Origin of the sequence: Pseudomonas sp. FW300-N2F2, from assembly GCF_017351655.1 — a bacterium.
Classification (GTDB): Bacteria; Pseudomonadota; Gammaproteobacteria; order Pseudomonadales; family Pseudomonadaceae; genus Aquipseudomonas; species Aquipseudomonas fluorescens_AA.
In genome coordinates, this window is record NZ_JACNDQ010000001.1 from 616,322 (window position 1) to 640,037 (window position 23,716).

Here is a 23,716-nt window from a genome sequence, read left to right on the forward strand (position 1 = left end):
GCGATATAAGGTTATGCCTTATTCGGGAGCGTGATCGCGCAAGAACACTAGTTTGTCCTGGCTCGACTGTAGTGCGTTGAAGCGATAACCCTGAACATCGAATTGGCTGAGTGCCGCAGGGTCGTTGATGCGTTCTTCAATGACGAAACGACTCATCAGGCCCCGGGCCTTTTTGGCATAGAAGCTGATGATCTTGTACTGGCCATTTTTCAAGTCGCGGAACTCGGTATCGATGACGCGCGCTTTCAGTGCGCTGCGCTTGACCGCCGAGAAGTATTCATTGGACGCCAGGTTCAACAGGACGTCATCGCCTTGTTCGGCGAGGGCTTCGTTCAGCCATTCGCTGATGCGCGTGCCCCAGAAGGCATACAGGTCCTTGCCGCGGGCATTGGCCAGCTTCGTGCCCATCTCCAGGCGATAGGGTTGCATCAGGTCCAGTGGGCGCAGCAGGCCATAGAGCCCCGAGAGCATGCGCAAGTGCTGCTGGGCATAGTCGAAGTCGGCTTCGCCAAAGCTTTGCGCATCGAGGCCGGTGTACACGTCACCCTTGAAGGCCAGCAGCGCCTGCTTGGCGTTGGCAGGGGTGAACGCTGGCGTCCAACTGCCGAATCGCGCGGCATTGAGGCCGCCGATCTTGTCGGAGACGTGCATCAGTTCGCTGATCTGTGCCGGCGAGAGTGCGCGCAGTTGTTCAATCAGTTCCTGGGAGTGATCCAGGTACTGCGGCTGGGTAAAGCGCGCGGTGGCCGGCGGTGTTTCGTAATCGAGGGTCTTGGCGGGGGAAATCACCATCAGCATGCAATTGTCTCCTTGAAGGTTCGGCGATTCTAGGGGGTTGTCCGGGTGGACTCCAGCTATCGAGGCAATAGGTGATGGATGGGTGAGCATTGATGGGCTTTTGTGGCGAGGGAGCTTGCTCCCGCTCGAGCGCGAAGCGGTCGCCATCTTTCTTGGGGTCGCTTCGCAACCCAGCGGGAGCAAGCTCCCTCGCCACAAAAGCATGTCTCTTCACAACAGCTTGTCTTTCCACAACGCGCTCCCTTCCCATAATCAGCTCATCAGGATCGGCTATGATGCCGCGCGGGTTTCGTTATGGAGACATCCCTTTTGCGCATCGCCCTTGTGTTATCGGCCTGGCTGTTGAGCTTCGGCGCCCTCGCGGCGCCCAACGACGTCGCCACCCTGGACCGCACTACCTGGCCGGAACAACTCACCAGCCCGACGCTGTTCGACGTGGCTTCGCGGGCCGAGATCCTGATGTTCGCCCGGGGCTTGCTGGACGTCGATGCCATGGACGAAATCGCGCTCAAGCAGTATCTGGGGCTGCGCACGGTCAATATGGCCGCGATCGACGCCCTTCGCGCCCGGCTGTGGCAACGGTTGCTGAGCAACTACAACTTTGCCCAGCGCAGTTGCGACCAGGATGCGTCCTTCTGTTACCTGGTCGAGGACATGGCGACCCTGCGTGAAGAGGCCCGCAGGTTCCATCTCGATGACGACTCCTACTACATCAAATGGGCGGCACCGAGCCAGATCTTTCATACGCAATATCGTGATGAACTGCTACGCAAAGCCGCGCTTTTTCCGCAAACCAGCAGTGAAATCGCCCGTTTTGGCGAATACGAGCGCAACGGCGAGGAGATGAACGACCGGCTGTTCCTGTTGACCTTCGACAGTGCCGCCAACGTCGTGCCGGACAACACCCCGTGGCTGACCGAATACCTGCGCAAGGCGAACATGAACGGCACCTTCTTCGTGCTGGGCAAGGACATCCAGGCGCGGTTGGAAGAGCGCTCGGTCAACAGTCTCCAGATGTTGTATGCGGGACAGTGCGTGGGTGTGCAGGGCTGGGAGTTCCGTTCCCACAGCCATTGGCAGGACTGGCAAGACTCGGTCCGGCGCAGTGTCGAACTGGTCAAGGGCAAACTGCCCGAGAATTACGTGCCGCTGTTCCGCCCGCCCCAAGGCCAGCGTCGTGGCGATGCCGAAGGATTTTTCCGACAGCAGGGCCTGCAGGTGGCGCTGTGGGACATCGATCCCCAGGACAGCGGCAATCGGCTCAAGCCTGAGCAAAGCGCCCAGCGTGTGCTGACCCTGATGCTGCTGTGGCGCCACGGGGTGATCAATTTCAACGCCAAGCAGGATGGGGTGAAAACGGCGATGCCCTGGCTCATGGCGCAGACGGCGCAGAGCGGGATCGGGTGGGCGGACTGTCAGGAGGCGTTTCGCTGAAACCGGGAAAGCCCCGGAAACATTGGGGAAGGAGGAAAATCCGGGACACATTCATGACAACCGGACTTCCGACTTTAACGGCGCGACGGCGGTACGCCAAGGGTTATTCGTCACTCTGAAAAATAAACTTCAAAAAAGCGTCAAAGTGCTTTTTCCTGTCATGGTTTTTGGAGTATCAAGAAGTCAGACCGCCGAAACCTGCAACACAGGTGGCGTCTTCCAAGACCCAGATTGTGTGCAGTTCACCTGAATCCTCGCGGGTGAATTCGGTGGCTACCTCGAGGCGCAGCACTGTCACGGTATTGCGTCGAATGGCCCCCACATAGGTGACCGAGTATGGATGACCACGGACGTAGCCCTTCCTCCAACCAGCCAATCCTCTATGTACTCGATACCAACGTATTGATCCACGATCCAAACGCGCTCCTGAACTTCGAAGAACACCACGTCGCCATCCCGATGACCGTGCTTGAGGAGCTGGACAAGCTCAAGAGCGGGCACCACAGCGTTGCGGCCGAATGCCGGCAGGCGATCCGCCTGATCGACAAGACCTTGGGGGATGCCTCCCCGGAAGACGTTGAGCTCGGCGTGCCGATCCAGCGCGGCAAAAGTGGTCCCAAGGGCTTGCTTTCGATCCTGATGAGCAAGCGCACCGAACCCAACCTGGTGCTGCCTGAACACCTGAACGACAACATCATCATCAACCAGTTGATCGACCTGCACGCGCGCAACAAGGACCAGTCCGTGGTGCTGGTGACCAAAGACATCAACATGCGCCTCAAGGCCCGCGCCTGCGGGATCGCGGCGGAGGACTACAGCACCGACCAACTGGTTGACGACGTTTCGCTGTTGCCCAACGGCTACCACACCATGACCGGCTCCTTCTGGGACCGTGTGAGCAAGGTCGAGACTCGCCAGGACCATGGCCGCACCTGGCACCAGGTACAACTGATCGACAACCTGCCGGCCGTGCACATCAACGAGTTCATCATCGACGAACAAGGCTTCGTCGGCTGGATCAAGGAAATCCAGGTCGACAAACTGCTGATCCTCGACCTGCACCAGGAACCGCTGCTGCACCAGGAAGCCTGGGGCCTCAAGCCTCGTGACATCTACCAGAGCCTGGCCCTGTTCGCCTTGCTCGACCCGGATATCCACCTGGTCAACCTGTCCGGCGCCGCCGGTTCCGGCAAGACCATCCTGGCCCTGGCCGCCGCGATCGAGCAGACCATGGTCAGCAAGCGCTACCGGCGCATCATCGCCACCCGCAGCGTGCAGGGCCTGGACCAGGAGATCGGTTTCCTGCCTGGCACCGAGGCGGAAAAAATGGAGCCGTGGCTGGGGGCGATCACCGACAACCTCGAAGCCTTGCACATGGATGACGAAAGCACCCATGGCAGCGTCGACTACATCCTCAGCAAAGTGCCGTTGCAGTTCAAATCCCTCAACTACATTCGCGGGCGCAGCTTCCAGCAGAGCCTGATCCTGATCGACGAATGCCAGAACCTGACCCCGCACCAGATGAAAACCATCATCACCCGTGCCGGCGCCGGTTCCAAAGTGGTGTGCCTGGGTAACCTGGCGCAGATCGATACCCCTTACCTGTCCGCGACCAGCTCCGGGCTGACCTACCTGACCGAACGCTTCAAGGACTTCCCCAACGGGGTCCACATCACCCTGCAGGGCGTACCGCGCTCGATCCTGGCCGAATACGCCGAATCCCACCTGTAACCCCAACCCAGCCGGGCGGCCTTCAAGCCGCCCGGTTTTTTATGGCTGTACAAAAAAACCTGTGGAAGCGAGCCTGCTCGCGATGACGGTGTATCAGATAAAAAATAAGTGTCTGACCCACCGCCATCGCGAGCAAGCTCGCTCCCACAAGGTTTTGCGCTGACTTTCGAGTCCGATACGCAAGTGGGGTGCGACAATCAACCCTGCCGGAATCTGACCCACAGGTTTACAATCGACATTCCCGATCAGGAGTAACCCTGTGCTGACTCATCTCGATTCCCAAGGTCGCGCCAATATGGTCGACGTGACCGACAAGGCCGTGACGTTCCGTGAAGCCACGGCCGAGGCCTTTGTGCGCATGCTGCCCGACACGCTGCAGATGATTGTCAGCGGCGGTCACCCCAAGGGCGATGTGTTCGCCGTCGCGCGCATTGCCGGCATCCAGGCTGCCAAGAAAACCAGTGACCTGATTCCGCTCTGCCACCCGTTGCTGCTCACCGGCGTCAAGGTCGAGCTCAACGCCGAGGGCGAGGACCGGGTGCGCATTGTCGCCCGCTGCAAACTGTCGGGGCAGACCGGCGTGGAAATGGAGGCCCTCACGGCCGCCAGCGTCGCCGCGCTGACCATCTACGACATGTGCAAGGCTGTCGACCGTGGCATGACCATCGAAGGCGTACGAGTGCTGGAGAAACTCGGCGGCAAGAGCGGCCATTTCCAGGCGGATGCGTCATGAAGATTACCGTGAAGTTCTTTGCCCGTTACCGTGAAGCGCTTGGTGTGGATGCGGTAAAGGTGGAAGGCGATTTCGCCACGGTCGACGACGTGCGCGTGCTGCTTGCCCAGCGTGACGGTGCCGACGTGCTGAAGGAGCAGAACCTGATGTGCGCACGCAACGAAGACCTGTGCCAGCTCGACGAGCCCCTGGCGGACGGTGACGAAGTGGCGTTCTTTCCTACCGTGACCGGAGGCTGAGCCGTGGCGATTCGTGTGCAGGTCGAACCGTTCGACCCGGGCGTCGAAGTCAACGCGATGCACGCGGCCAATGTCGGCGTGGGGGCGGTGGTGAGCTTCGTCGGTTACGTGCGCGACTTCAATGACGGCCTTGACGTGTCCGGGATGTTCCTGGAGCACTATCCGGGCATGACTGAAAAGGCCTTGGGCAAGATCGCCAGCGAGGCCGAGCAGCGCTGGCCGTTGCTCAAGCTGGAAGTGCTGCACCGCATCGGTGCCCTGGAGCCGGGCGAGCCGATAGTCTTCGTCGCGGCCGCCAGTGCTCATCGCCAGGCGGCGTTCGACGCCTGCGCCTTTGTCATGGACTACCTCAAGACCCGTGCGCCGTTCTGGAAAAAGGAAAACACCGTCGATGGCCCGCGCTGGGTTGAAGGGCGGGACAGTGATCATGCGGCGGCGGATCGCTGGAAGCAGTAAGCCCCCTGTAGTTTTTTCGCAAGCCATGAGTCCGTCATCGCGAGCAAGCTCGCTCCCACACTGGATCTTTGTGCATCAAGGATCCCCTGTGGGAGCGAGCTTGCTCGCGATGAGGCCATCAGCCACCCATCACATCCCCCTGCCTACCGATTGACGGTGTGTACATTAAAGTCCAGTATGGATTTATAAGTACAAAACAACTGCGTCCACCTTTCTCTGCCAAACCAACAACAACCTGCGAGAGATTGATCATGAGCAAACTCCCCCTCATCACCGGCCTGGCCTTGAGCCTGTTGGCCTCCAGTAGCCTGTTCGCCGCTGAGAAAACCTTGCGCATCGGTATCGAGGCAGCTTATCCGCCGTTTGCTTCCAAGACCTCGGAAGGGAAAATCGAGGGGTTCGACTACGACATCGGCAATGCCCTGTGCGCGCAGATGAAGGTCGAGTGCGAATGGATCGAGGGTGAGTTCGACGGGCTGATTCCATCGCTCAAGGTGAAGAAGATCGACCTGGCGTTGTCGTCCATGACCATCACCGAAGAGCGCAAGAAGTCGGTGGATTTCACCCACAAGTACTACTTCACCTCATCGCGCCTGGTCATGAAGGAAGGGGCAGTGGTCGATGATCAGTACGCCAGCCTCAAGGGCAAGACCGTGGGCGTGCAACGGGCCACCACCACTGACCGCTACGCCACTGAAGTGCTCGAACCCAAGGGTGTGACGGTCAAGCGCTACAGCAACAACGAAGAAATCTACATGGACCTGGCGTCCGGTCGCCTGGACGCGATTTTCGCCGACACCATCCCGCTGGAAGACTTCCTGTCGATGCCCCGTGGCAAGGGCTACGCGTTTGTCGGTCCCGAACTCAAGGATCCGAAATACGTCGGCGAGGGCGCCGGTATCGCGGTGCGCAAAGGCAATACCCAACTGGTGGCGGACTTGAACAAGGCCATCGATGGGATTCGGGCCAATGGGAAGTACCAGGAGATCCAGGCCAAGTATTTCAAGTCGGATATCTATGGTGACTGATTAATCGCTATCGCGAGCAAGCTCGCTCCCACAGGGGATTGGTGTCGTACACGATATCTGTGTGCAATGAGATCGAATGTGGGAGCGAGCTTGCTCGCGAAGGCGTCAGGCCAGGCTATGCAAATCCTACCCCTTCAACTCCTTCAAATGCTTGTACACCGTCGCCCGCCCCATGTTCAGAACATTGGCCACATAGTTGGACGCGCTCTTGCCCTTGAAGGCGCCTTCGGCATGCAGCGCCAGCACCAGCTCGCGTTTGTGATCGCGGGTCAACAGGTTCAGGCTCAGCTGACGCTCGCGCATCCAGGCGTGGAGGAAGGTGTTGATCCGCTCCTGCCAGTCATCGCGAAACAGTGAGTCCGGCTGGGGAATCAACTTGCCCGGCGAGAGGAACAAATCCAACGCGGCCTTGGCATTCTCGAACAGCGAAATATTCAGGTTGATGCACAGCACCGCCAGCGGATGACCGTGGGCGTCGCGCAGGACGCTGCTGAGGCTGCGAATCTTCTGTCCGTCCCAGTTCAGTTTCTCGTACGGCCCGATGTTACGTTCGCTGACGTCCTCACTGAGCATGTCTTCCAGGGACGAGTCATCGCCAATCTCGCGCTTGGACAGGTTATTGGCGATGTAATCGACTTTCTGGCTGCGCAGGTCGTGCAGCACCACTTCGGCGTGGGGGTAGAACAGCGTGGCGATGGCGTCGGCGATGGTGCGGAAGTTTTCCAGCGCCGGATCGGATGGCGAAGCGGTCATGACAGGGCTCCAGGTAGCGTCAGCGCCCCGTGGAACAGGGGCGCGGGGGAGTGTGCCGCAATCGTGGCGATGCGTCACCCCGGTTGGCTCACCCCAAACGCTTGGGGGAGAGCATGGCGCTGCTCAGGCCGAAACGGGCCAGGGCTTCGGGCAGCGGTTCGCCACGCACCAGCGCGGCGCTGGCCTGGCCCATGGCCGGTGACGTCTGGATGCCGTAGCCGCCTTGGGCCGCGACCCAGAACAGTCCGGGCACCTGTGGATCGAAACCGGACAGCAGATCACCGTCGTGGACGAAACTGCGCAATCCGGCCCAGGTGCGGGTCGGGCGGCGGATGGTCAGGGTGGTGGCTTCCTCGATCTGGTAGATGCCCATGGCGATGTCCAGCTCTTCCGGCTGAACGTCGTGAGGCTCCACCGGGTCGGCGTTGGCCGGCGAGCCGAGGAACATGCCGGCGTCGGGCTTCATGTAGAAGGATTCGTCCAGGCTCACCAGCATCGGCCAGTCATGGATATCCACGCCTTCGGGGCCGGCGAAGATGAATGCCGCACGCCGCTTGGGTTGCAACCCCAGCTTCCGGGCGCCAGCCAGGACGGCCACCTGATCGGCCCAGGCGCCGGCGGCGTTGATCACGATGGGGGCGGTGAAGCGTTGGCTGGCGGTCTTCACCTGCCAAAGTCCCTGGTCGTCGCGGCTCAGGCCCAGCACTTCACTGTCCGTGTGCACTTCACCGCCATTGCGGCGAATACCGCGCAAGTAGCCCTGGTGCAGGGCGTCGGTGTCGATGTCGCAGGCCGTCGGGTCATAGATCGCCCCGTGGACCTTGTCCCGTCGCAGGATCGGCAGCCGCACGCAGGCTTCTTCGGCGCTGAGCAGTTGCATCTGCGGCACCGTGGCCTTGGCGCTCAGGTACTGGTTGTTCAGCTCGGCCGGATCGCCGGTGAAATCCACGGTCATTTCGCCCCGTGGACTCAGCAACGGGTGCTCGCAGAAACCGGCCGGCGGGGCGTCGAAAAAATCCCGGCTGGCCTGGGTCAGCGCCCGCACCTGCGGGGTGCCGTAGGCGGCGGTGTACAGCGCCGCCGAACGTCCGGTGGAGTGATAGGCCGGATGGGATTCGCGTTCGAGCACAATCACCCGGCCGTGGGGTGCCAGCCAGTAACCGGTGGAAGCACCGGCAATGCCGCCGCCGATGATGATGAAGTCTGCTGAGGTCATGAAATGCTCCTGTGGAACACAGTGCCGGGACTCTGGAAAAAACGGTGGGAGCGAGCTTGCTCGCGATGGCGGCCTGACAGTCGACATGGGTGGTGACTGACCCACCGCTATCGCGAGCAAGCTCGCTCCCACAAGGGAAACTGGGGTGTGTCAGTTGCGAAGTCGGTACAGCGCATTCGCCAGCGCAACATCCTCCAGCCCCAGGCCGATGGAGCGGAAGAACACGTGGCGTTGGTAGTCGGGACGCGCCACGTGTTCGCTGAGCAATTCAGGCAAGTCGCCGACGATGCGCGACGCCTCCCAGCCGTGCTGTTCGCCGGCGATCAGCATTTCACCGGCCGAGCCTGGGGTGGTCTGACGATAGTCGCAGAACACGTCCATGTCGTTGAGGCGCTGGGGCGGTATTTCGTGGGCGCGTGGGGCGTTGGTGCTGATGGAAGTGATCAGCGCCGGTTTGTCCAAGGTCTGCGGGTCGAGCACAGCTTTGGCGGACGAAGTGCAGAGCATCACCACATCGGCGTCGTGCAGCGCCGCTTCGAGGGTGTCGACGATTTGCAGGCGCGGGTCCAGGCCGGTGAGCGAGGCATGTTCCTGTGCCGACTTGCTCTTCAGGCCTGGCGAGTAGAGGCGGATGCCTTGCCAGTCCCGCAGGTTCTTGACGTAGTGCACGTGCGCCTGGGCCACCGCGCCGCTGCCGATGACCGCCAGGTGCCTGGCGTTGTGCGGGGCGAGGGCATCGACGGCGACGGCGGTGGTGGCGGCGGTACGGGCGGTGGTCAGTTCGGCGGCGTCGCACAGCAGCAGCGGCTGGCCGGTCTGCATCGACATCAGCAAGGTCCAGGCGGTGACCAACGGGCCTTGCTCGCGCACGATATAGGGCGAGGTCTTGACCCCATAGACCTGGTCTTCAGCCAGCACGCCCAGATAATTGATGAAATCCCCGGCGCCGTGGGGAAACACCACCAGTTGCTGAGGCGGCTGCACCGCTTGCCCGACTGCCAGATCACGAAACAGCTGGCGCAGGATGTGCGGCACGTCGATTTGCCCGAGCAGTTCACGGACTTGGGCTTGGGTCATCACAGAGGGCGTGCTGGGCATGGAGGCTCCGGGTACCTTGTAAACTAATTTGTCCATTATGGACTTTTAGTTTAATCGAGCAATATCCCGGGGCAAAAAAAAGCGCAGCTCGTTCTGGCTGCGCTTTTTGCTCTGTGGAGACGGTTAAGGGCGCTTGCGCTCGACCGGTCGCAACAGGTGGGTCGGTGGCATTTCACAGCTGATCTTGCGCCCCAGCAACGCCTCGATCGACGGCAACTGGTAGGAGTCGTCTTCACCGGCGAAGCTGATCGAAACCCCAGCGGCTCCGGCACGCCCGGTACGGCCGATACGGTGCACGTAGTCGTCCGGTACTTCCGGCAGGGTGAAGTTGATCACGTGGCTGATGCCGTCGATGTGGATGCCGCGGCCGGCCACGTCGGTGGCAACCAGCACGCGGATCTTGCCTTCGCGGAAACCTTCGAGGGTCTTGATGCGCTTGTGCTGGGGCACGTCGCCGGAGAGCTGGGCCGCGTTGACGCCATCGCGCACCAGGCGTTCTTCGATGCGCCGCACTTCGTCCTTGCGGTTGGCGAACACCATCACGCGCTCCCAACCGTTGTCGTTGACCAGGTTGTAGAGCAGCTTGTACTTGTCGGCACCGGCGACTGCGTAGATATGTTGCTCGACGTTTTCGCTGGCGACGTTCTCGGCTTCGATCTCGACGATGGCCGGGTCGGTGGTCCACTGCTTCGCCAGGTTCATCACGTCCTCGGTGAAGGTGGCGGAAAACAGCAGGGTCTGGCGTTCGCTCTTGGGTGGAGTCTGGCGAATGATCTGGCGCACTTGCGGGATGAAGCCCATGTCGAGCATGCGGTCGGCTTCGTCCAGCACCATCACTTCGACCATGTCCAGGTGCACGTCGCCGCGCTGGTTGAAGTCCAGCAGACGGCCAGGCGTGGCGACCAGGATGTCGCAATGGCGGGCTTCGAGGTGCTTGAGTTGCTTGTCGAAATCCATGCCGCCCACGAACGTCATGACGTTCAGGCCGGTGTACTTGGTCAGGTCGGCGGCGTCCTTGGCGATCTGCACCACCAGCTCGCGGGTCGGGGCGATGATCAGCGCCCGTGGTTCGCCCATGTAGCGTTCTTTGGGCGGCGGGGTCTGGAGCAACTGGGTGATGATGGAAATCAGGAACGCGGCGGTCTTGCCGGTGCCGGTCTGGGCGCGACCGATGGCGTCCTTGCCGGCGAGGGTGTAACCCAGCACTTGCGCCTGGATCGGCGTGCAATACGGGAAACCCAGGTCCTGGATGGCGTGCATCAGTTCCGGGGCGAGCTTGAAGTCGTGGAAGCGCGTCTTGCCTTCCTGGGGTTCTACGGCAAAGTCCTCGAGTTTCCAGGCGACGACCGGCGGTTTCGGTGCGCGTTCACGGCGCGGCCGAGGGGCTTCGTTGCGGGGTGTCTCAGGCTCGGGGGGCGTGACAGGCTGGGCGGCGGGTTCTTTTTTCGCCTGTGCGACGGGGGCCGTCCGGCGCGGTTGTTGCGCATCGGTACGGCTCGGGCCGTGGGTCGGCGCAGTGGAGCCAGGCGCGAGTTGCTCGGCCTCGCTTTTACCGAACATCTTCTTGAGTGCTTTGAGCACGGTCATCTCATCGATTGGTTAAGGAATGTACGCCGGCCAGTGTAATGCAAGAAACGGGCGCGGCGTAGTGGGATCGTCAAAGGACCGGCGTGGCGATTGGCCTCTTAGCGCAACCGTTCGGCCAGCCAGGTGCCGATGTCATGAATCTCCTCGGGTAACACTTCGTGGCCCATTGGGTATTCCTGCCATGTCACGGTGACACCATGCTGCTTCAAATACTCTTTTGCGGTCCGGCCCATGGGGTTGAGTACCACTTCGTCGTATTGGCCGTGCAGGGCCAGGACCGGAATGCGTTGCTGGCTGGCCGACAATTGCAGTTCATCGCTGAACGTCGGTGCATAAGTAGACAGTGCGATCACGCCGCCCAGTGGCCCCTGCCATTTCACGAAGGCGGTGTGATAGACCACCGCGCCTCCTTGGGAAAAACCGGCGAGGAAAATCCGCGAGGCGTCTATTCCGCTGGCTCGCTGGGTTTCGACCAGGTCGATGACCCGTTGCGCCGAGGCTTCGAGTTGCTGTTCGTCAATGGCCCGCGCCGGGCTCAAGGCGCGGATGTCGTACCAACTGGGCATCTCATAGCCGCCGTTGATCGTTACTGGCTGGGTTGGCGCCTGGGGTAGAACGAAACGTGTGGTGAGCAGTTTTTGCTGCAGCATTTCGGCCACTGGCAGGAAATCATAACGATCGGCGCCCAGGCCGTGGAGCCAGATAACGCACGCGTCAACAGTGCCGCTGGGCTCGAGAATCAAGGGGTCGGTCATGGTTGTGCTCCAAATCTGTGCGGGTGCGCCCAATCAGTGCGTGATTACAGTGCGCTCCCGGTGCCTCAGTTAATTAGATGTCGCAAAGTTGAAAGTTTTTGTCTTGACGTGTTTTACATGGCCCAAGCGCAGCGGTCTGGTACGGGCTTTGCTATGGGGTTGCTGAGTGATGATTCTTACGCTGCGCGGTAACACTATCAGTTAGACGCGCCGCATGGGATATCAGAAATCCGGTGATGAATGTTCGCCAGCAGCCGCTACGGGCTTCGCGAACGTGAAGGGCTACAGCCCGTTCGGCCGATTGGTGAGAGATGGGCATGACCACTGTTTACGGACATCCTCATTATTAGACTCATAGCGAAGGTCCAGACGTCGGTTGACCCTAAAAAAAGCCAACAAGGGTCGGCAATGCCTCAAAAGGGTGCGACAGGACTCGAGCTCCGACACAACAAGAGCAAAACTGGAGGTTTGAATGAAGTTACTGAAATCCACCCTGGCAGTCGTGACTGCAGCAGCAGTACTCGGTGTCAGCGGGTTCGCTCAGGCGGGTGCAACCCTGGATGCCGTGCAGAAGAAAGGTTTTGTGCAATGTGGTGTGAGTGATGGCTTGCCGGGTTTCTCGGTGCCTGATTCGACCGGCAAGATCGTCGGTATCGACGCTGACTTCTGCCGTGCCGTTGCCGCTGCGGTATTCGGCGATGCGACCAAGGTCAAGTTCAGCCAGTTGAACGCCAAGGAGCGCTTCACCGCGCTGCAGTCCGGCGAAATCGACATGCTCTCGCGCAACTCCACCATGACCAGTTCCCGTGACGCGGGCATGGGCCTGAAATTCCCAGGCTTCATCACCTACTACGATGGCATCGGCTTCCTGGCCAACAACAAGCTGGGCGTCAAGAGCGCCAAGGAACTGGACGGTGCAACCATCTGCATCCAGGCCGGTACCACCACCGAGCTGAACGTTTCCGACTACTTCCGCGCCAACGGCCTGAAGTACACCCCGATCACCTTCGACACCTCCGATGAAAGCGCCAAGTCGCTGGAATCCGGTCGTTGCGACGTGCTGACCTCCGACAAGTCCCAACTGTTCGCCCAGCGCAGCAAGCTGGCTTCGCCGAAGGACTACGTGGTTCTGCCGGAAACCATTTCCAAGGAACCCCTGGGCCCGGTCGTGCGTAACGGTGACGACGAGTGGCTGGCCATCGTGCGCTGGACTGGCTACGCACTGCTCAACGCTGAAGAAGCTGGCGTGACCTCGAAGAACGTCGAGGCCGAAGCCAAATCCACCAAGAACCCTGACGTGGCTCGTATGCTCGGCGCTGACGGTGAATACGGCAAGGATCTGAAACTGCCGAAAGACTGGGTCGTGCAGATCGTCAAGCAAGTCGGCAACTACGGTGAAATGTTCGAGCGCAACCTCGGCAAGAGCACTCCGCTGGAAATCGACCGCGGCCTGAACGCTCTGTGGAACGCTGGCGGCATTCAATACGCACCACCAGTGCGCTGATGGTTCTATCACCCGGTGGGCCAACCACCGGGTGATGTTCTGTTCCATTCTTTGCGGGGCACTTCATGCAAAATTCAATCGGCGCACCTAAGCAGAGGCTTAGCCTCAGCGATCCACGAGTGCGTGCGTGGGTATTTCAGATCGTCACCATCGTGGCGGTTATTTCGCTGGGCTGGTTTCTGTTCGATAACACGCAGACCAACCTCGCGCACCGGGGCATCACTTCCGGTTTCGGCTTCCTGGAACGCAGTGCCGGCTTCGGCATTGCCCAACACCTGATCGACTACACCGAAGCGGACAGCTATGCCCGCGTCTTTGTCATCGGGTTGCTCAACACGCTGCTGGTGACGTTCATCGGCGTGATCCTGGCGACCATCCTCGGCTTCATCGTCGGCGTGGCGCGCTTGTCGCAGAACTGGATCATCGCCAAGCTGGCAACCGTCTATGTGGAGGTTTTCCGCAACATCCCGCCACTGCTGCAAATCCTGTTCTGGTACTTTGCCGTGTTCCTGAGCATGCCGGGACCGCGAGCCGCCCATAACTTCGGCGACACCTTCTTTGTCAGCAGCCGTGGCCTGAACATGCCTGCCGCGCTGGTGGCCGAAGGGTTCTGGCCGTTCGTGATCAGCATCGTGCTGGCGATTGTCGCCATCGTGCTGATGGCCCGTTGGGCCAACAAGCGTTTCGAAGCGACCGGTGAACCGTTCCATAAATTCTGGGTCGGCCTGGCGCTGTTCCTGGTGATCCCGGCCTTGAGCGCGCTGCTTTTTGGTGCGCCGGTGCACTGGGAAATGCCGGAGCTCAAGGGTTTCAACTTCGTCGGTGGTTGGGTTCTGATTCCTGAGCTGCTGGCCTTGACCCTCGCCTTGACCGTATATACTGCGGCGTTCATCGCCGAGATCGTGCGTTCGGGCATCAAGTCGGTGAGCCATGGCCAGACCGAAGCGGCCCGCTCCCTGGGGCTGCGCAACGGTCCGACCCTGCGCAAGGTGATCATCCCGCAAGCCCTGCGCGTGATCATTCCACCGTTGACCAGCCAATACCTGAACCTGGCGAAAAACTCCTCCCTGGCCGCCGGTATCGGCTACCCGGAAATGGTTTCGTTGTTTGCCGGCACGGTGTTGAACCAGACCGGCCAGGCCATCGAGGTGATCGCGATCACCATGAGTGTGTACCTGGCGATCAGTATCAGCATTTCCTTGCTGATGAACTGGTACAACAAGCGCATTGCGCTGATCGAGCGGTGAGGAAACGCGCATGACGACTCATACTTTCAAACCTGACATGCCCCCGCCGAGCAGTAGCATCGGCGTGGTGGCGTGGATGCGCGCCAACATGTTCTCCAGCTGGCTCAACACGCTGCTGACGTTGTTCGCGTTCTACCTGATCTACCTGATCGTACCGCCGCTGCTGCAATGGGCAATCCTCGATGCCAACTGGGTCGGTACCACTCGCGCCGACTGCACGAAGGAGGGCGCCTGCTGGGTGTTCATCCAGCAGCGCTTCGGCCAGTTCATGTACGGCTACTACCCGGCGGACCTGCGCTGGCGCGTAGACCTGACCGTGTGGGCGGCAGTGCTCGGCGTGGCGCCGCTGTTCATCTCGCGCTTCCCGCGCAAGGCGATCTACGGCCTGAGCTTCCTGGTGCTGTACCCGATCATTGCCTGGTGCCTGCTGCACGGTGGCGTTTTCGGTCTGGATGCCGTGGCGACCAGCCAGTGGGGCGGCCTGATGCTGACGTTGGTGATCGCCACCGTCGGTATCGTCGGCGCACTGCCGCTGGGTATCGTCCTGGCCCTGGGCCGGCGTTCGAACATGCCGGCGATCCGTGTGGTCTGCGTGACCTTCATCGAGTTCTGGCGCGGTGTGCCGTTGATCACGGTGCTGTTCATGTCGTCGGTGATGCTGCCGCTGTTCCTGCCCGAAGGCATGAACTTCGACAAGCTGCTGCGGGCACTGATCGGGGTGATCCTGTTCCAGTCGGCCTACGTGGCCGAAGTGGTGCGTGGCGGCCTGCAAGCCATTCCCAAGGGCCAGTACGAAGCGGCCGCGGCGATGGGCCTGGGGTACTGGCGCAGCATGGGCCTGGTGATTCTGCCGCAAGCCCTGAAGCTGGTGATTCCGGGTATCGTCAACACCTTCATTGCGTTGTTCAAGGACACGAGCCTGGTGATCATCATCGGCCTGTTCGACCTGCTCAACAGCGTGAAACAAGCTGCCGCCGACCCGAAATGGCTGGGCATGGCCACTGAAGGCTATGTGTTCGCCGCCCTGGTGTTCTGGATTTTCTGTTTTGGTATGTCCCGCTATTCCATGCATTTGGAACGCAAGCTGGACACTGGCCACAAGCGTTAGGAGCGTAGTTTATGAGTGAAGCGATCAAACAGCCTGTGAGCCCTGAAGGCATTATTCAGATGCAGGGCGTCAACAAGTGGTACGGCCAGTTCCACGTGTTGAAAGACATCAACCTGAACGTCAAGCAGGGCGAGCGTATCGTGCTGTGCGGCCCGTCGGGCTCCGGCAAGTCCACCACCATCCGCTGCCTCAACCGCCTGGAAGAGCACCAGCAGGGTCGCATCGTGGTCGACGGCGTGGAACTGACCAACGACCTCAAGCAGATCGAAGCGATCCGCCGTGAAGTCGGCATGGTGTTCCAGCACTTCAACCTGTTCCCGCACCTGACCATCCTGCAGAACTGCACCCTGGCGCCGATGTGGGTACGCAAGATGCCCAAGCGCAAGGCCGAGGAAATCGCCATGCATTACCTGGAGCGCGTACGCATTCCAGAGCAGGCGCACAAGTACCCGGGCCAGCTCTCCGGCGGTCAGCAACAGCGCGTGGCCATCGCCCGTGCCCTGTGCATGAAACCGAAAATCATGCTGTTCGACGAGCCGACCTCGGCCCTCGACCCGGAAATGGTGAAAGAGGTGCTGGACACCATGATCGGCTTGGCCGAAGACGGCATGACCATGCTCTGCGTGACCCACGAAATGGGCTTCGCCCGCACCGTGGCCAACCGCGTGATCTTCATGGACAAAGGTGAAATCGTCGAACAGGCCGCGCCGAACGACTTCTTCGACAACCCGCAGAACGACCGCACCAAGCTGTTCCTGAGCCAGATTCTGCATTGATCCGGTCTTAGGCAGTGAAATAAACCCGGACGTGTTCCGGGTTTATTTTTGTGCATCGGTGCTCAGGAAGCCGTGAGGGTCTCGTGTTCCTTGTGCACCGTCGTTTTGAATTGCCGCAAGTCTGCGTCCTCAGCGAAGGCATGGACATCGGCAAGCAAATGCGGATAGCGATCAAGCAGGCGCATCAGCAAGATCAACGCCTTGGGTGGCACTACCTCGCCGCGCTCGTAGCGGGAAAACGCATTGTGTCCACCGCCCGATAGCAGCCGTACCGCTTCCTTTTGCGATAGATGCAGTTTGCGCCGGACACGTTTGATCTCTTCGCCGATCATTCGCCTGGCCGCGTTGACCAGCTCATCACCCGCGTGGTCGTAGCGATCCGAGCAGCTTGAGTCGAGCTCGACTTCGCCGCACATCTGACATTCCCAGCCAGACAAGTCATCGACCCGGCGTTCCAGTCCCTTGACGCTCATGGTTTCGCCGCGACCTTCGAAATGCAACATGCCTTCCGGGGCACCACAGCTGAAGCATTGCTGGTGTTTCATGAGTTCTTCTCCTTGAAGGAAATGACCGGTGGGCCTCCGCTGGGGCGGTACGTCACCTTCAGGTAAATCTGCAGACCGTGTGAATTGGCGTGGTAGACGTCATGCCAGACTCGATGATCGTCATAGGTGGTCATCGATTTGTAGAACTGTTTTCGCTCAAGCCCATGGATGACCTGCTGCATGTCCGAGACGTTTAAACCGAGCGTCCGAGCAGTGTTCTTCGCAGTGCTGGTGAAAGCTTTCCCTTTAAGCCGCCTGACATCTGCCTGTATCGTCGCCAAGGCGTAGTGGGGTGTGTTCTTTTCCATAGAACGGCGTGCCTTGTCCTTAAAATTACCCTCAAAGGGTAATTTTGACTAATCGAAAATCTCGTTTCTTTACCTCCCGTTGACCCTAGGCGGTTGCCGTCCTACGCGAAGCTGACTAACATGTCAGAAAATTCATCCTATGATTGGATGAAAGGGTGAGTTCCATGTCAGACATTTCTCCATTAATTAAGCGGTCCTTGGTCGATCAAGCCCTGGACCAGTTGCGCCAGCGCATCAGTGATGGCGTGTGGGTCGTGGGCCAGCGTTTGCCCACCGAGCCTGAGTTGGTGGCCGAGCTGGGTATCAGCCGCAATACCGTGCGCGAAGCCATGCGCGTGCTGGCGTTTTCCGGGCTGATCGAGATCCGCCAGGGCGACGGCAGTTATGTACGGGCGACGGTGGACCCGCTCGATACCCTCAAGGTGCTGTCGCGCTGTTCGCTGGACCAGGCCCGGGAAACCCGGCATATCCTCGAAGTCGAGGCCATTGGCCTGGCCGCGCTGCGGCGCACCGAAGAAGACTTGCTGGCCTTGCGCAAGGCGCTCCAGGCCAGTGGCGAGCATTACCACGGCGACCTGGAGCACTACATCGCCTGCGACCTGGTGTTCCACCGCCTGCTGGTAGATGCCGCCCACAATCCAACGCTCAGCGAGCTTTATCGTTACTTTTCCAGCGTGATCGGCGCGCAGTTGCGCCAGAGCCTCAATATCGTCCCTCGCCATCAGCATGTGTTCGACCTGCACGTCGACATTCTCGAAGCGGTTGAACGCCAAGACCCGGAGCAGGCCAAGGCCCTGTGCCGGCAGTTGATCAATGAACCTTGAACCCGAGCTTTCCATGTCCCGCGATCTGCTTGACCCTGCCACCTCGACGGCGTCCAAACGTGCCGCCGAACTCGAAGAACTGTTGATCGATGCCGAGGCCGACGATGAACAGGCCCAGCAACGCCATCCTCTGGTGCGCCGGCCTTGGCTGTTGCTGCTCGGGCTGATCCTGGTGGCGCTGAACCTGCGTCCGGCGTTGTCGAGCATGGCGCCGCTGCTCAGCGAAGTATCAAGAAGCCTTGGCCTGTCGGCTGCCCAGGCCGGTTTGCTGACCACGTTGCCAGTGCTTTGCCTGGGCCTGTTCGCGCCGCTGGCGCCGGTGCTGGCGCGGCGCTTCGGGGCCGAGCGCGTAGTGCTGGGGATCTTGCTGACGCTGGCGGGCGGGATTGTCCTGCGCAGTGCGTTCGGTCAGGTTGGGCTGTTCGCCGGCAGTATCCTGGCCGGTGCGAGCATCGGCGTGATCGGCGTGCTGCTGCCGGGTATCGTCAAGCGCGACTTCGCCAAACAGGCCGGCGCCATGACCGGTGTCTACACCATGGCGCTGTGCCTGGGCGCGGCGATGGCGGCCGGGGCGACAGTGCCGTTGAGCGAGCACCTGGGCCACAGCTGGGCCTTGGGCCTGGGGTTCTGGGTGGTCCCGGCGCTGCTGGCCGCGATGTTCTGGTTGCCGCAAGTGGGCGAGAAACACGGCGCCCATCAGGTGTCGTACCGGGTCCGCGGCTTGCTGCGTGATCCCCTGGCCTGGCAAGTGACCTTGTACATGGGGCTGCAATCGTCCCTGGCCTATATCGTCTTTGGCTGGCTGCCCTCGATCCTGATTGGACGTGGCCTGACCCCGACCCAGGCCGGGCTCGTGCTGTCCGGTTCGGTCATCGTGCAATTGATCAGCTCCCTCGCGGCGCCCTGGCTGGCAACGCGCGGCAAGGACCAGCGCCTGGCCATTGTGATCGTCATGCTCATGACCCTGGGCGGGCTGTTCGGTTGCCTCTACGCCCCCCTCGATGGCTTGTGGGGCTGGGCGATATTGCTGGGCTTGGGGCAGGGCGCGACGTTCAGCCTGGCGCTCACGCTGATCGTGTTGCGTTCGCGGGATGCCCATGTGGCCGCCAACCTGTCCAGCATGGCCCAGGGCTTCGGCTATACGCTGGCGTCGCTGGGGCCCTTCGCAGTGGGGGTGGTCCACGACTTGACCGGGGGCTGGAATGCCCTCGGCTGGATCTTCGGCCTGGTTGGCCTGGGGGCGATCATCGCGGGCATCGGCGCAGGCCGGGCGCTGTACGTCGGGGTCGAAAGCGAAAGAGTCACCGACCTTCGTTGATATCATTTTCATGGCGAATGACGATAGTCTTCCCAGCGGCGGCAGATTATCGTGCAGGCCTACTGAAACGTTTTTCGGAGCCGGCCCATGAGTGATGCCCACAACGCCTTGATCACCCGTTTTTATCAGGCCTTCCAGCGCCTGGACGCCGACGCCATGAGCGCTTGCTACACCGACGACGTGCTGTTCAGCGATCCGGCGTTTGGCGAGCTGCGCGGGCGCGATGCCGGCGACATGTGGCGCATGTTGACGACCCGGGCCAAGGACTTTTCCCTGACCTTCGATAACGTGCGCAGCGACGAGCGTACCGGCGGTGCTCACTGGGTGGCGACGTACCTGTTCAGCCAGACCGGCAACATCGTGATCAACGACATCCAGGCGCGCTTCGTGTTTCGCGATGGCAAGATCTGCGAGCACCATGACAGCTTCGATCTGTGGCGCTGGTCCCGCCAGGCGTTGGGCACCAAGGGCCTGCTGCTGGGGTGGACGCCGTTGGTGCGCAACGCCGTCAGGGCACAGGCGCTGAAGGGGTTGCGGGCGTTCCAGGGCAGTCGCTGATAAGATTGCGGCTTGTCTTTGCCCACCTGTTGACCATCTTGTGACGACCGCCGACCTCTCTCCCGATCTGCCTGCGCAAGGCCCCGCCGAAGCGGACAAACCCTGGTTCGTCTACTTGGTGCGGGCCGCCAATGGCTCGCTGTACTGCGGCATCAGTGATGACCCGGTGCGGCGCTTCGCCAAGCATCAAAGCGGCAAGGGCGCGCGCTTTTTCCTGTCCAGCCCGGCAGTGGCCCTGGTGTACACCGAGGCCTGTCGTGACAAGGGCGAGGCCCTGCGCCAGGAGCGACTGATCAAAAAGCTCAAGAAAAGCGCCAAGGAATGCCTGGTGGCCAGTGCGCTGTCGCTTCATCAGCCTGGCTGATAGGCCTTTATCAGGCCGGTAGGCTGGCCCGGTCAGTCGCGCTAAGCTGCAAGACTTCATTCCTGCAGCGGCGAGTCTCATGTCAGAGCTGATTCTTCATCATTACCCAACGTCTCCTTTCGCGGAAAAAGCCCGGCTGTTGTTGGGCTTCAAGGGCCTGTCCTGGCGTTCGGTGAGCATTCCGCCAATGATGCCCAAGCCTGACCTGACGGCACTGACGGGCGGCTATCGCAAGACGCCGGTATTGCAGATCGGCGCGGACATCTATTGCGATACGTCCCTGATCGCTCGTCGGCTGGAGCAGGAAAAAGCCTCGCCGGCCCTGTTCCCCGAAGGCCGGGAAATGCTGGCTGCGTCCTTTGCCGCCTGGGCCGATTCGGTGGTGTTTCAGCATGCGGTGAGCCTGGTGTTCCAGCCTGAATCGGTGGCGGTGCGTTTCGCCAAGCTATCGCCTGAAGCCATCAAGGCGTTCATCAGCGACCGCGCCGGGCTGTTCAGTGGCGGCACGACCACGCGCTTGCCTGCCGACCAGGCCAAGCACCAGTGGCCGACGATCATGGCGCGCCTGGAGCAACAGTTGCAGCGCGAGGAGGGCGATTTCCTGTTGGGTGATCCGTCGATTGCCGACTTCGCCATGGCCCATCCGCTGTGGTTCCTCAAGGCCACCCCGGTGACCTCGCCGCTGGTGGACGCGTATCCGGCTGTTTCGGCATGGTTGGCACGGGTGCTGGGTTTCGGTCATGGCGCGTCGAGCCAGATAAGTGCCGAAGAAGCCTTGGACGTTGCCCGAAACGCGACACCGGCAGCGCTGCCGGATGAGTCGTTCGAAGAGCCGAACGGCTTCACGGCAGGGCAGCAGGTGACCATCGCCGCGACGGACTATGGTGTTGATCCGGTGGTCGGGGAGTTATTGTTTGCGGGCAGCGAAGAATTGATTCTGCGTCGCGAAGATGAGCGTGGCGGGGTGGTGCATGTGCACTTTCCGCGGTTCGGGTTTCGGATCGAGGCTCGCTGAGCGACGAATGACCTGTGGGAGCGAGCTTGCTCGCGATGGCGGCGACACATCCGACATTGATGCAAGCTGACCCATCGCTATCGCGAGCAAGCTCGCTCCCACAGGGGATTTGCCACGATGACTAGATGGCAGACAACGCCTTGAGAATATTCTCCGGCTCGTACCCACGAATCAACGTGCCATTCACATCGAGGATCGGAATCCCCCGGCCACCCAACGCCTCGTAGGCCTTGCGCGCCTCGGTGTCCTTCTCGATATCGAACTCGCGAAACGGCACGCCTTTCTCATCCAGGAACCGTCGGGTGGCCTTGCAGTAGCCGCACCAGGCGGTGGCATACAGCACGACCCGAGCATGGGTTCGGACCTGCTCGGAAACCATCTGTGATGGGTTGAACACCCGCTCGATCTTGCCCCAGTTCTGGTACGCCACCACTACCAGCAGAATCAGCAGAAACTTCTTCAGCACCCTACCGAGCATCAATTACGCCGCTTGAGCTGGTCGGTCAGCGAGGTCGGCAACCCCTTGATGATCAACGTACCGGCTTCCTCGTCATACTCGATCTTGGAGCCCAGCAAGTGCGCTTCGAAGCTGATGGACAAGCCTTCGGCGCGACCGGTGAACCGGCGGAACTGGTTGAGGGTTCGTTTATCCGCCGGGATTTCCGGCGACAACCCGTAGTCCTTGTTGCGGATGTGGTCGTAGAAGGCTTTCGGGCGATCTTCGTCGATCAACTCGGACAGTTCTTCCAGGCCCATGGGCTCGCCGAGCTTGGCCTGGCTGCTGGCGTAGTCCACCAGGGTCTTGGTTTTTTCCCGGGCATCGTCTTCCGGCAAGTCTTCGCTTTCGACGAAATCGCTGAAGGCCTTGAGCAGGGTGCGGGTCTCACCGGGGCCGTCGACGCCTTCCTGGCAGCCGATGAAGTCGCGGAAGTACTCCGAGACCTTCTTGCCGTTCTTGCCCTTGATAAACGAAATGTACTGTTTCGATTGTTTGTTGTTCTGCCATTCCGACACGTTGATCCGCGCCGCGAGGTGCAGCTGGCCCAGGTCCAGGTGGCGGGACGGGGTCACGTCCAGTTCATCGGTCACCGCCACGCCTTCGCTGTGGTGCAGCAGGGCGATGGCCAGGTAGTCGGTCATGCCCTGCTGGTAATGCGCGAACAACACGTGGCCGCCCACCGACAGGTTGGACTCTTCCATCAGTTTTTGCAGGTGTTCCACCGCCACTCGACTGAACGCGGTGAAATCCTTCCCGCCATCCAGGTACTCCTTCAGCCAGCCGCTGAACGGATGTGCCCCGGACTCGGCATGGAAAAAACCCCAGGCCTTGCCTTGCTTGGCGTTATAGCTTTCGTTGAGGTCGGCGAGCATGTTCTCGATGGCCGTGGACTCTGCCAGTTCGGAGTCGCGGGCATGGAGCACAGCAGGGGTGCCGTCGGGTTTTTTGTCGATCAGGTGGACGATGCAATGACGGATCGGCATGGATTTCTCGGCTGATGAAAGAGAGGAGGGCGTGCTCCCCGAAAAAGGCCCAGTGTACCGCAATCACTGGTTTTGGAACCCGGCAAAGGCCCTTTCAGGGCCGTCGGACTGCCTATATGCATTTTTTTAACGTTTTAGCGCAAGAAAGCTGACCAAATGGGTAGCTAGAGGCGGATATTTCAGAGGCGTTGTGCTAGTTTTGCCCGGTCTTACGCGAAGTCACTGCGTTAAGCGTGCATTCAGCATTTGTCAGGTCGAACCAAACCCGGTTTTCGGCATCTATTACCCCGATCCGTCGTGGTGATTGCCGAGGGTGCCTGATCCAGAGGGATCGGGCTCGATGGCTGACACTGCACTCTGCAATCCATATGAATTTGATAGGGAAGGAACACTACATGGCTCTTACTAAAGACCAACTGATCGCTGACATCGCTGAAGCTATCGACGCGCCAAAAACCACCGCGCGTAACGCTTTGGACCAACTGGGCCAAATCGTTGCCGATCAGCTGGAAAACGGCGGCGAAATCACTCTGCCAGGTATCGGCAAGCTGAAAGTCACTGAGCGTCCTGCCCGTACCGGCCGTAACCCTTCGACTGGCGCTGCCATCGAAATCGCTGCCAAGAAAGTGATCAAGCTGGTTGTGGCCAAAGGCCTGACCGACGCGGTCAACAAGTAAGATCGCTGTAAAAAAACCGTGCCTCGGAGCGATCCGGGCACGGTTTTTTATTGCCTTGGAAAACCGCCCGTAGGAGCTGTCGAGCGGAGCGAGGCTGCGATCTTTCCCCTGGCTGTTAAATTTCAAGCGAAAGATCAAAAGATCGCAGCCTCGCTTCGCTCG

At 60.6% G+C, this 23,716-nt stretch carries 26 protein-coding genes; 16 read left to right on the forward strand and 10 right to left on the reverse strand.

The window, feature by feature from the left end:
• Positions 1 to 18: 18 nt before the first annotated feature.
• Positions 19 to 798 (reverse strand): peroxide stress protein YaaA, encoded by a 780-nt coding sequence (gene yaaA / locus J4E63_RS02880; protein ID WP_207281055.1) that lies wholly within the window; start codon positions 796 to 798, stop codon positions 19 to 21.
• Between the two features lie 309 nt (positions 799 to 1,107).
• Here yaaA and J4E63_RS02885 point away from each other — a divergent pair, with 309 nt between their 5' ends.
• From J4E63_RS02885 to J4E63_RS02910, 6 genes are all read left to right on the forward strand, one after another.
• The gene (locus J4E63_RS02885; protein ID WP_207281056.1) at positions 1,108 to 2,232 is read left to right on the forward strand and encodes a polysaccharide deacetylase family protein; all 1,125 of its coding nucleotides are present in this window, start codon (positions 1,108 to 1,110) and stop codon (positions 2,230 to 2,232) included.
• A 336-nt stretch (positions 2,233 to 2,568) separates the two neighbouring features.
• Positions 2,569 to 3,963, forward strand: coding sequence for a PhoH family protein (locus tag J4E63_RS02890; RefSeq protein ID WP_060740782.1), 1,395 nt, complete (start codon positions 2,569 to 2,571; stop codon positions 3,961 to 3,963).
• 259 nt (positions 3,964 to 4,222) lie between these two features.
• Entirely contained in the window at positions 4,223 to 4,696 is a 474-nt protein-coding gene (gene moaC, locus J4E63_RS02895) for a cyclic pyranopterin monophosphate synthase MoaC (RefSeq protein WP_058542774.1), read from the forward strand.
• Positions 4,693 to 4,935: a MoaD/ThiS family protein gene (locus J4E63_RS02900; protein WP_092331917.1), complete on the forward strand. Its 243-nt coding sequence runs from the start codon at positions 4,693 to 4,695 to the stop codon at positions 4,933 to 4,935. Before moaC ends, J4E63_RS02900 begins: the two co-directional genes overlap by 4 nt.
• Before the next feature lie 3 nt (positions 4,936 to 4,938).
• A complete protein-coding gene (gene moaE / locus J4E63_RS02905) occupies positions 4,939 to 5,391 on the forward strand; it encodes a molybdopterin synthase catalytic subunit MoaE (RefSeq protein WP_060740785.1) in 453 nt (150 codons plus the stop codon).
• 251 nt (positions 5,392 to 5,642) lie between these two features.
• Positions 5,643 to 6,419 carry an ABC transporter substrate-binding protein gene (locus tag J4E63_RS02910; protein ID WP_207281057.1) on the forward strand — a complete coding sequence of 259 codons (777 nt, stop codon included), beginning with the start codon at positions 5,643 to 5,645 and terminating at the stop codon, positions 6,417 to 6,419.
• Positions 6,420 to 6,545: 126 nt separating this feature from the next.
• Here the strand turns inward: J4E63_RS02910 and J4E63_RS02915 are convergent, their stop codons facing one another.
• The 5 genes from J4E63_RS02915 to J4E63_RS02935 form a co-directional block, all read right to left on the reverse strand.
• Positions 6,546 to 7,172, reverse strand: a complete 627-nt coding sequence (locus tag J4E63_RS02915; protein ID WP_060740787.1) for a transcriptional regulator — start codon at positions 7,170 to 7,172, stop codon at positions 6,546 to 6,548.
• Between the two features lie 88 nt (positions 7,173 to 7,260).
• The gene (locus J4E63_RS02920; RefSeq protein WP_060740788.1) at positions 7,261 to 8,388 is read right to left on the reverse strand and encodes an FAD-binding oxidoreductase; all 1,128 of its coding nucleotides are present in this window, start codon (positions 8,386 to 8,388) and stop codon (positions 7,261 to 7,263) included.
• Between the two features lie 150 nt (positions 8,389 to 8,538).
• Positions 8,539 to 9,486, reverse strand: a complete 948-nt coding sequence (locus J4E63_RS02925; RefSeq protein WP_207281058.1) for an ornithine cyclodeaminase family protein — start codon at positions 9,484 to 9,486, stop codon at positions 8,539 to 8,541.
• A 123-nt stretch (positions 9,487 to 9,609) separates the two neighbouring features.
• Positions 9,610 to 11,073, reverse strand: a complete 1,464-nt coding sequence (rhlB, locus tag J4E63_RS02930; RefSeq protein WP_207281059.1) for an ATP-dependent RNA helicase RhlB — start codon at positions 11,071 to 11,073, stop codon at positions 9,610 to 9,612.
• Positions 11,074 to 11,171: 98 nt separating this feature from the next.
• Entirely contained in the window at positions 11,172 to 11,828 is a 657-nt protein-coding gene (locus J4E63_RS02935) for an alpha/beta hydrolase (protein WP_092166252.1), read from the reverse strand.
• Between the two features lie 472 nt (positions 11,829 to 12,300).
• Between J4E63_RS02935 and J4E63_RS02940 the strand changes: the two genes are divergently transcribed.
• The 4 genes from J4E63_RS02940 (at position 12,301) to J4E63_RS02955 (ending at position 16,463) form a co-directional block, all read left to right on the forward strand.
• The gene (locus J4E63_RS02940; RefSeq protein ID WP_060740792.1) at positions 12,301 to 13,332 is read left to right on the forward strand and encodes an amino acid ABC transporter substrate-binding protein; all 1,032 of its coding nucleotides are present in this window, start codon (positions 12,301 to 12,303) and stop codon (positions 13,330 to 13,332) included.
• Positions 13,333 to 13,397: 65 nt separating this feature from the next.
• Complete coding sequence (locus J4E63_RS02945) at positions 13,398 to 14,579, forward strand: amino acid ABC transporter permease (protein ID WP_060740793.1); 1,182 nt, start codon at positions 13,398 to 13,400, stop codon at positions 14,577 to 14,579.
• Between the two features lie 10 nt (positions 14,580 to 14,589).
• Positions 14,590 to 15,687, forward strand: a complete 1,098-nt coding sequence (locus J4E63_RS02950) for an amino acid ABC transporter permease (RefSeq protein WP_060740794.1) — start codon at positions 14,590 to 14,592, stop codon at positions 15,685 to 15,687.
• 11 nt (positions 15,688 to 15,698) lie between these two features.
• Positions 15,699 to 16,463 (forward strand): amino acid ABC transporter ATP-binding protein, encoded by a 765-nt coding sequence (locus J4E63_RS02955; protein ID WP_003178331.1) that lies wholly within the window; start codon positions 15,699 to 15,701, stop codon positions 16,461 to 16,463.
• A 62-nt stretch (positions 16,464 to 16,525) separates the two neighbouring features.
• Here J4E63_RS02955 and J4E63_RS02960 read toward each other — a convergent pair whose 3' ends face one another.
• Positions 16,526 to 17,008, reverse strand: a complete 483-nt coding sequence (locus J4E63_RS02960) for a type II toxin-antitoxin system MqsA family antitoxin (RefSeq protein ID WP_207281060.1) — start codon at positions 17,006 to 17,008, stop codon at positions 16,526 to 16,528.
• On the reverse strand, positions 17,005 to 17,316 hold the full coding sequence (locus J4E63_RS02965) for a type II toxin-antitoxin system MqsR family toxin (RefSeq protein WP_207281061.1): 312 nt from the start codon (positions 17,314 to 17,316) through the stop codon (positions 17,005 to 17,007). Before J4E63_RS02965 ends, J4E63_RS02960 begins: the two co-directional genes overlap by 4 nt.
• A gap of 164 nt (positions 17,317 to 17,480) precedes the next feature.
• Between J4E63_RS02965 and J4E63_RS02970 the strand changes: the two genes are divergently transcribed.
• The 5 genes from J4E63_RS02970 to J4E63_RS02990 all read left to right on the forward strand — a co-directional run bounded on the left by J4E63_RS02970 (position 17,481) and on the right by J4E63_RS02990 (position 21,395).
• On the forward strand, positions 17,481 to 18,140 hold the full coding sequence (locus J4E63_RS02970; protein WP_192262201.1) for a FadR/GntR family transcriptional regulator: 660 nt from the start codon (positions 17,481 to 17,483) through the stop codon (positions 18,138 to 18,140).
• Positions 18,130 to 19,458, forward strand: coding sequence for a CynX/NimT family MFS transporter (locus J4E63_RS02975; protein WP_207281063.1), 1,329 nt, complete (start codon positions 18,130 to 18,132; stop codon positions 19,456 to 19,458). The genes J4E63_RS02970 and J4E63_RS02975 overlap by 11 nt, the downstream gene beginning before the upstream one ends.
• Before the next feature lie 87 nt (positions 19,459 to 19,545).
• Complete coding sequence (locus J4E63_RS02980) at positions 19,546 to 20,016, forward strand: nuclear transport factor 2 family protein (RefSeq protein ID WP_060740798.1); 471 nt, start codon at positions 19,546 to 19,548, stop codon at positions 20,014 to 20,016.
• Positions 20,017 to 20,056: 40 nt separating this feature from the next.
• Positions 20,057 to 20,380, forward strand: a complete 324-nt coding sequence (locus J4E63_RS02985) for a GIY-YIG nuclease family protein (protein ID WP_060740799.1) — start codon at positions 20,057 to 20,059, stop codon at positions 20,378 to 20,380.
• Positions 20,381 to 20,459: 79 nt separating this feature from the next.
• Positions 20,460 to 21,395 (forward strand): glutathione S-transferase family protein, encoded by a 936-nt coding sequence (locus tag J4E63_RS02990; protein ID WP_192262203.1) that lies wholly within the window; start codon positions 20,460 to 20,462, stop codon positions 21,393 to 21,395.
• Positions 21,396 to 21,516: 121 nt separating this feature from the next.
• Here the strand turns inward: J4E63_RS02990 and J4E63_RS02995 are convergent, their stop codons facing one another.
• Both J4E63_RS02995 and yejK read right to left on the reverse strand, forming a co-directional pair.
• Positions 21,517 to 21,873, reverse strand: coding sequence for a glutaredoxin family protein (locus tag J4E63_RS02995; protein ID WP_207281065.1), 357 nt, complete (start codon positions 21,871 to 21,873; stop codon positions 21,517 to 21,519).
• The gene (yejK, locus tag J4E63_RS03000; protein ID WP_014340016.1) at positions 21,873 to 22,877 is read right to left on the reverse strand and encodes a nucleoid-associated protein YejK; all 1,005 of its coding nucleotides are present in this window, start codon (positions 22,875 to 22,877) and stop codon (positions 21,873 to 21,875) included. The genes J4E63_RS02995 and yejK overlap by 1 nt, the downstream gene beginning before the upstream one ends.
• A gap of 395 nt (positions 22,878 to 23,272) precedes the next feature.
• Here yejK and J4E63_RS03005 point away from each other — a divergent pair, with 395 nt between their 5' ends.
• The gene (locus J4E63_RS03005) at positions 23,273 to 23,554 is read left to right on the forward strand and encodes an HU family DNA-binding protein (protein WP_007905514.1); all 282 of its coding nucleotides are present in this window, start codon (positions 23,273 to 23,275) and stop codon (positions 23,552 to 23,554) included.
• The last annotated feature ends 162 nt before the right edge of the window (positions 23,555 to 23,716 follow it).

What these genes read in the sequence shown, in the direction of transcription:
- J4E63_RS02890 (WP_060740782.1), top strand. Translation starts at nt 2,569, where the DNA reads ATGGATGACCACGGACGTAGCCCTTCCTCCAACCAGCCAATCCTCTAT.
- J4E63_RS02920 (WP_060740788.1), bottom strand. Translation starts at nt 8,388, where the DNA reads ATGACCTCAGCAGACTTCATCATCATCGGCGGCGGCATTGCCGGTGCT.
- J4E63_RS02990 (WP_192262203.1), top strand. Translation starts at nt 20,460, where the DNA reads ATGTCAGAGCTGATTCTTCATCATTACCCAACGTCTCCTTTCGCGGAA.
- J4E63_RS02995 (WP_207281065.1), bottom strand. Translation starts at nt 21,873, where the DNA reads ATGCTCGGTAGGGTGCTGAAGAAGTTTCTGCTGATTCTGCTGGTAGTG.
- J4E63_RS02925 (WP_207281058.1), bottom strand. Translation starts at nt 9,486, where the DNA reads ATGCCCAGCACGCCCTCTGTGATGACCCAAGCCCAAGTCCGTGAACTG.
- J4E63_RS02960 (WP_207281060.1), bottom strand. Translation starts at nt 17,008, where the DNA reads ATGAAACACCAGCAATGCTTCAGCTGTGGTGCCCCGGAAGGCATGTTG.
- J4E63_RS02935 (WP_092166252.1), bottom strand. Translation starts at nt 11,828, where the DNA reads ATGACCGACCCCTTGATTCTCGAGCCCAGCGGCACTGTTGACGCGTGC.
- yejK (WP_014340016.1), bottom strand. Translation starts at nt 22,877, where the DNA reads ATGCCGATCCGTCATTGCATCGTCCACCTGATCGACAAAAAACCCGAC.
- J4E63_RS02980 (WP_060740798.1), top strand. Translation starts at nt 19,546, where the DNA reads ATGAGTGATGCCCACAACGCCTTGATCACCCGTTTTTATCAGGCCTTC.
- J4E63_RS02940 (WP_060740792.1), top strand. Translation starts at nt 12,301, where the DNA reads ATGAAGTTACTGAAATCCACCCTGGCAGTCGTGACTGCAGCAGCAGTA.
- yaaA (WP_207281055.1), bottom strand. Translation starts at nt 798, where the DNA reads ATGCTGATGGTGATTTCCCCCGCCAAGACCCTCGATTACGAAACACCG.
- J4E63_RS02955 (WP_003178331.1), top strand. Translation starts at nt 15,699, where the DNA reads ATGAGTGAAGCGATCAAACAGCCTGTGAGCCCTGAAGGCATTATTCAG.
- J4E63_RS03005 (WP_007905514.1), top strand. Translation starts at nt 23,273, where the DNA reads ATGGCTCTTACTAAAGACCAACTGATCGCTGACATCGCTGAAGCTATC.
- J4E63_RS02975 (WP_207281063.1), top strand. Translation starts at nt 18,130, where the DNA reads ATGAACCTTGAACCCGAGCTTTCCATGTCCCGCGATCTGCTTGACCCT.
- J4E63_RS02970 (WP_192262201.1), top strand. Translation starts at nt 17,481, where the DNA reads ATGTCAGACATTTCTCCATTAATTAAGCGGTCCTTGGTCGATCAAGCC.
- J4E63_RS02945 (WP_060740793.1), top strand. Translation starts at nt 13,398, where the DNA reads ATGCAAAATTCAATCGGCGCACCTAAGCAGAGGCTTAGCCTCAGCGAT.
- J4E63_RS02915 (WP_060740787.1), bottom strand. Translation starts at nt 7,172, where the DNA reads ATGACCGCTTCGCCATCCGATCCGGCGCTGGAAAACTTCCGCACCATC.
- J4E63_RS02910 (WP_207281057.1), top strand. Translation starts at nt 5,643, where the DNA reads ATGAGCAAACTCCCCCTCATCACCGGCCTGGCCTTGAGCCTGTTGGCC.
- J4E63_RS02900 (WP_092331917.1), top strand. Translation starts at nt 4,693, where the DNA reads ATGAAGATTACCGTGAAGTTCTTTGCCCGTTACCGTGAAGCGCTTGGT.
- J4E63_RS02965 (WP_207281061.1), bottom strand. Translation starts at nt 17,316, where the DNA reads ATGGAAAAGAACACACCCCACTACGCCTTGGCGACGATACAGGCAGAT.
- rhlB (WP_207281059.1), bottom strand. Translation starts at nt 11,073, where the DNA reads ATGACCGTGCTCAAAGCACTCAAGAAGATGTTCGGTAAAAGCGAGGCC.
- J4E63_RS02950 (WP_060740794.1), top strand. Translation starts at nt 14,590, where the DNA reads ATGACGACTCATACTTTCAAACCTGACATGCCCCCGCCGAGCAGTAGC.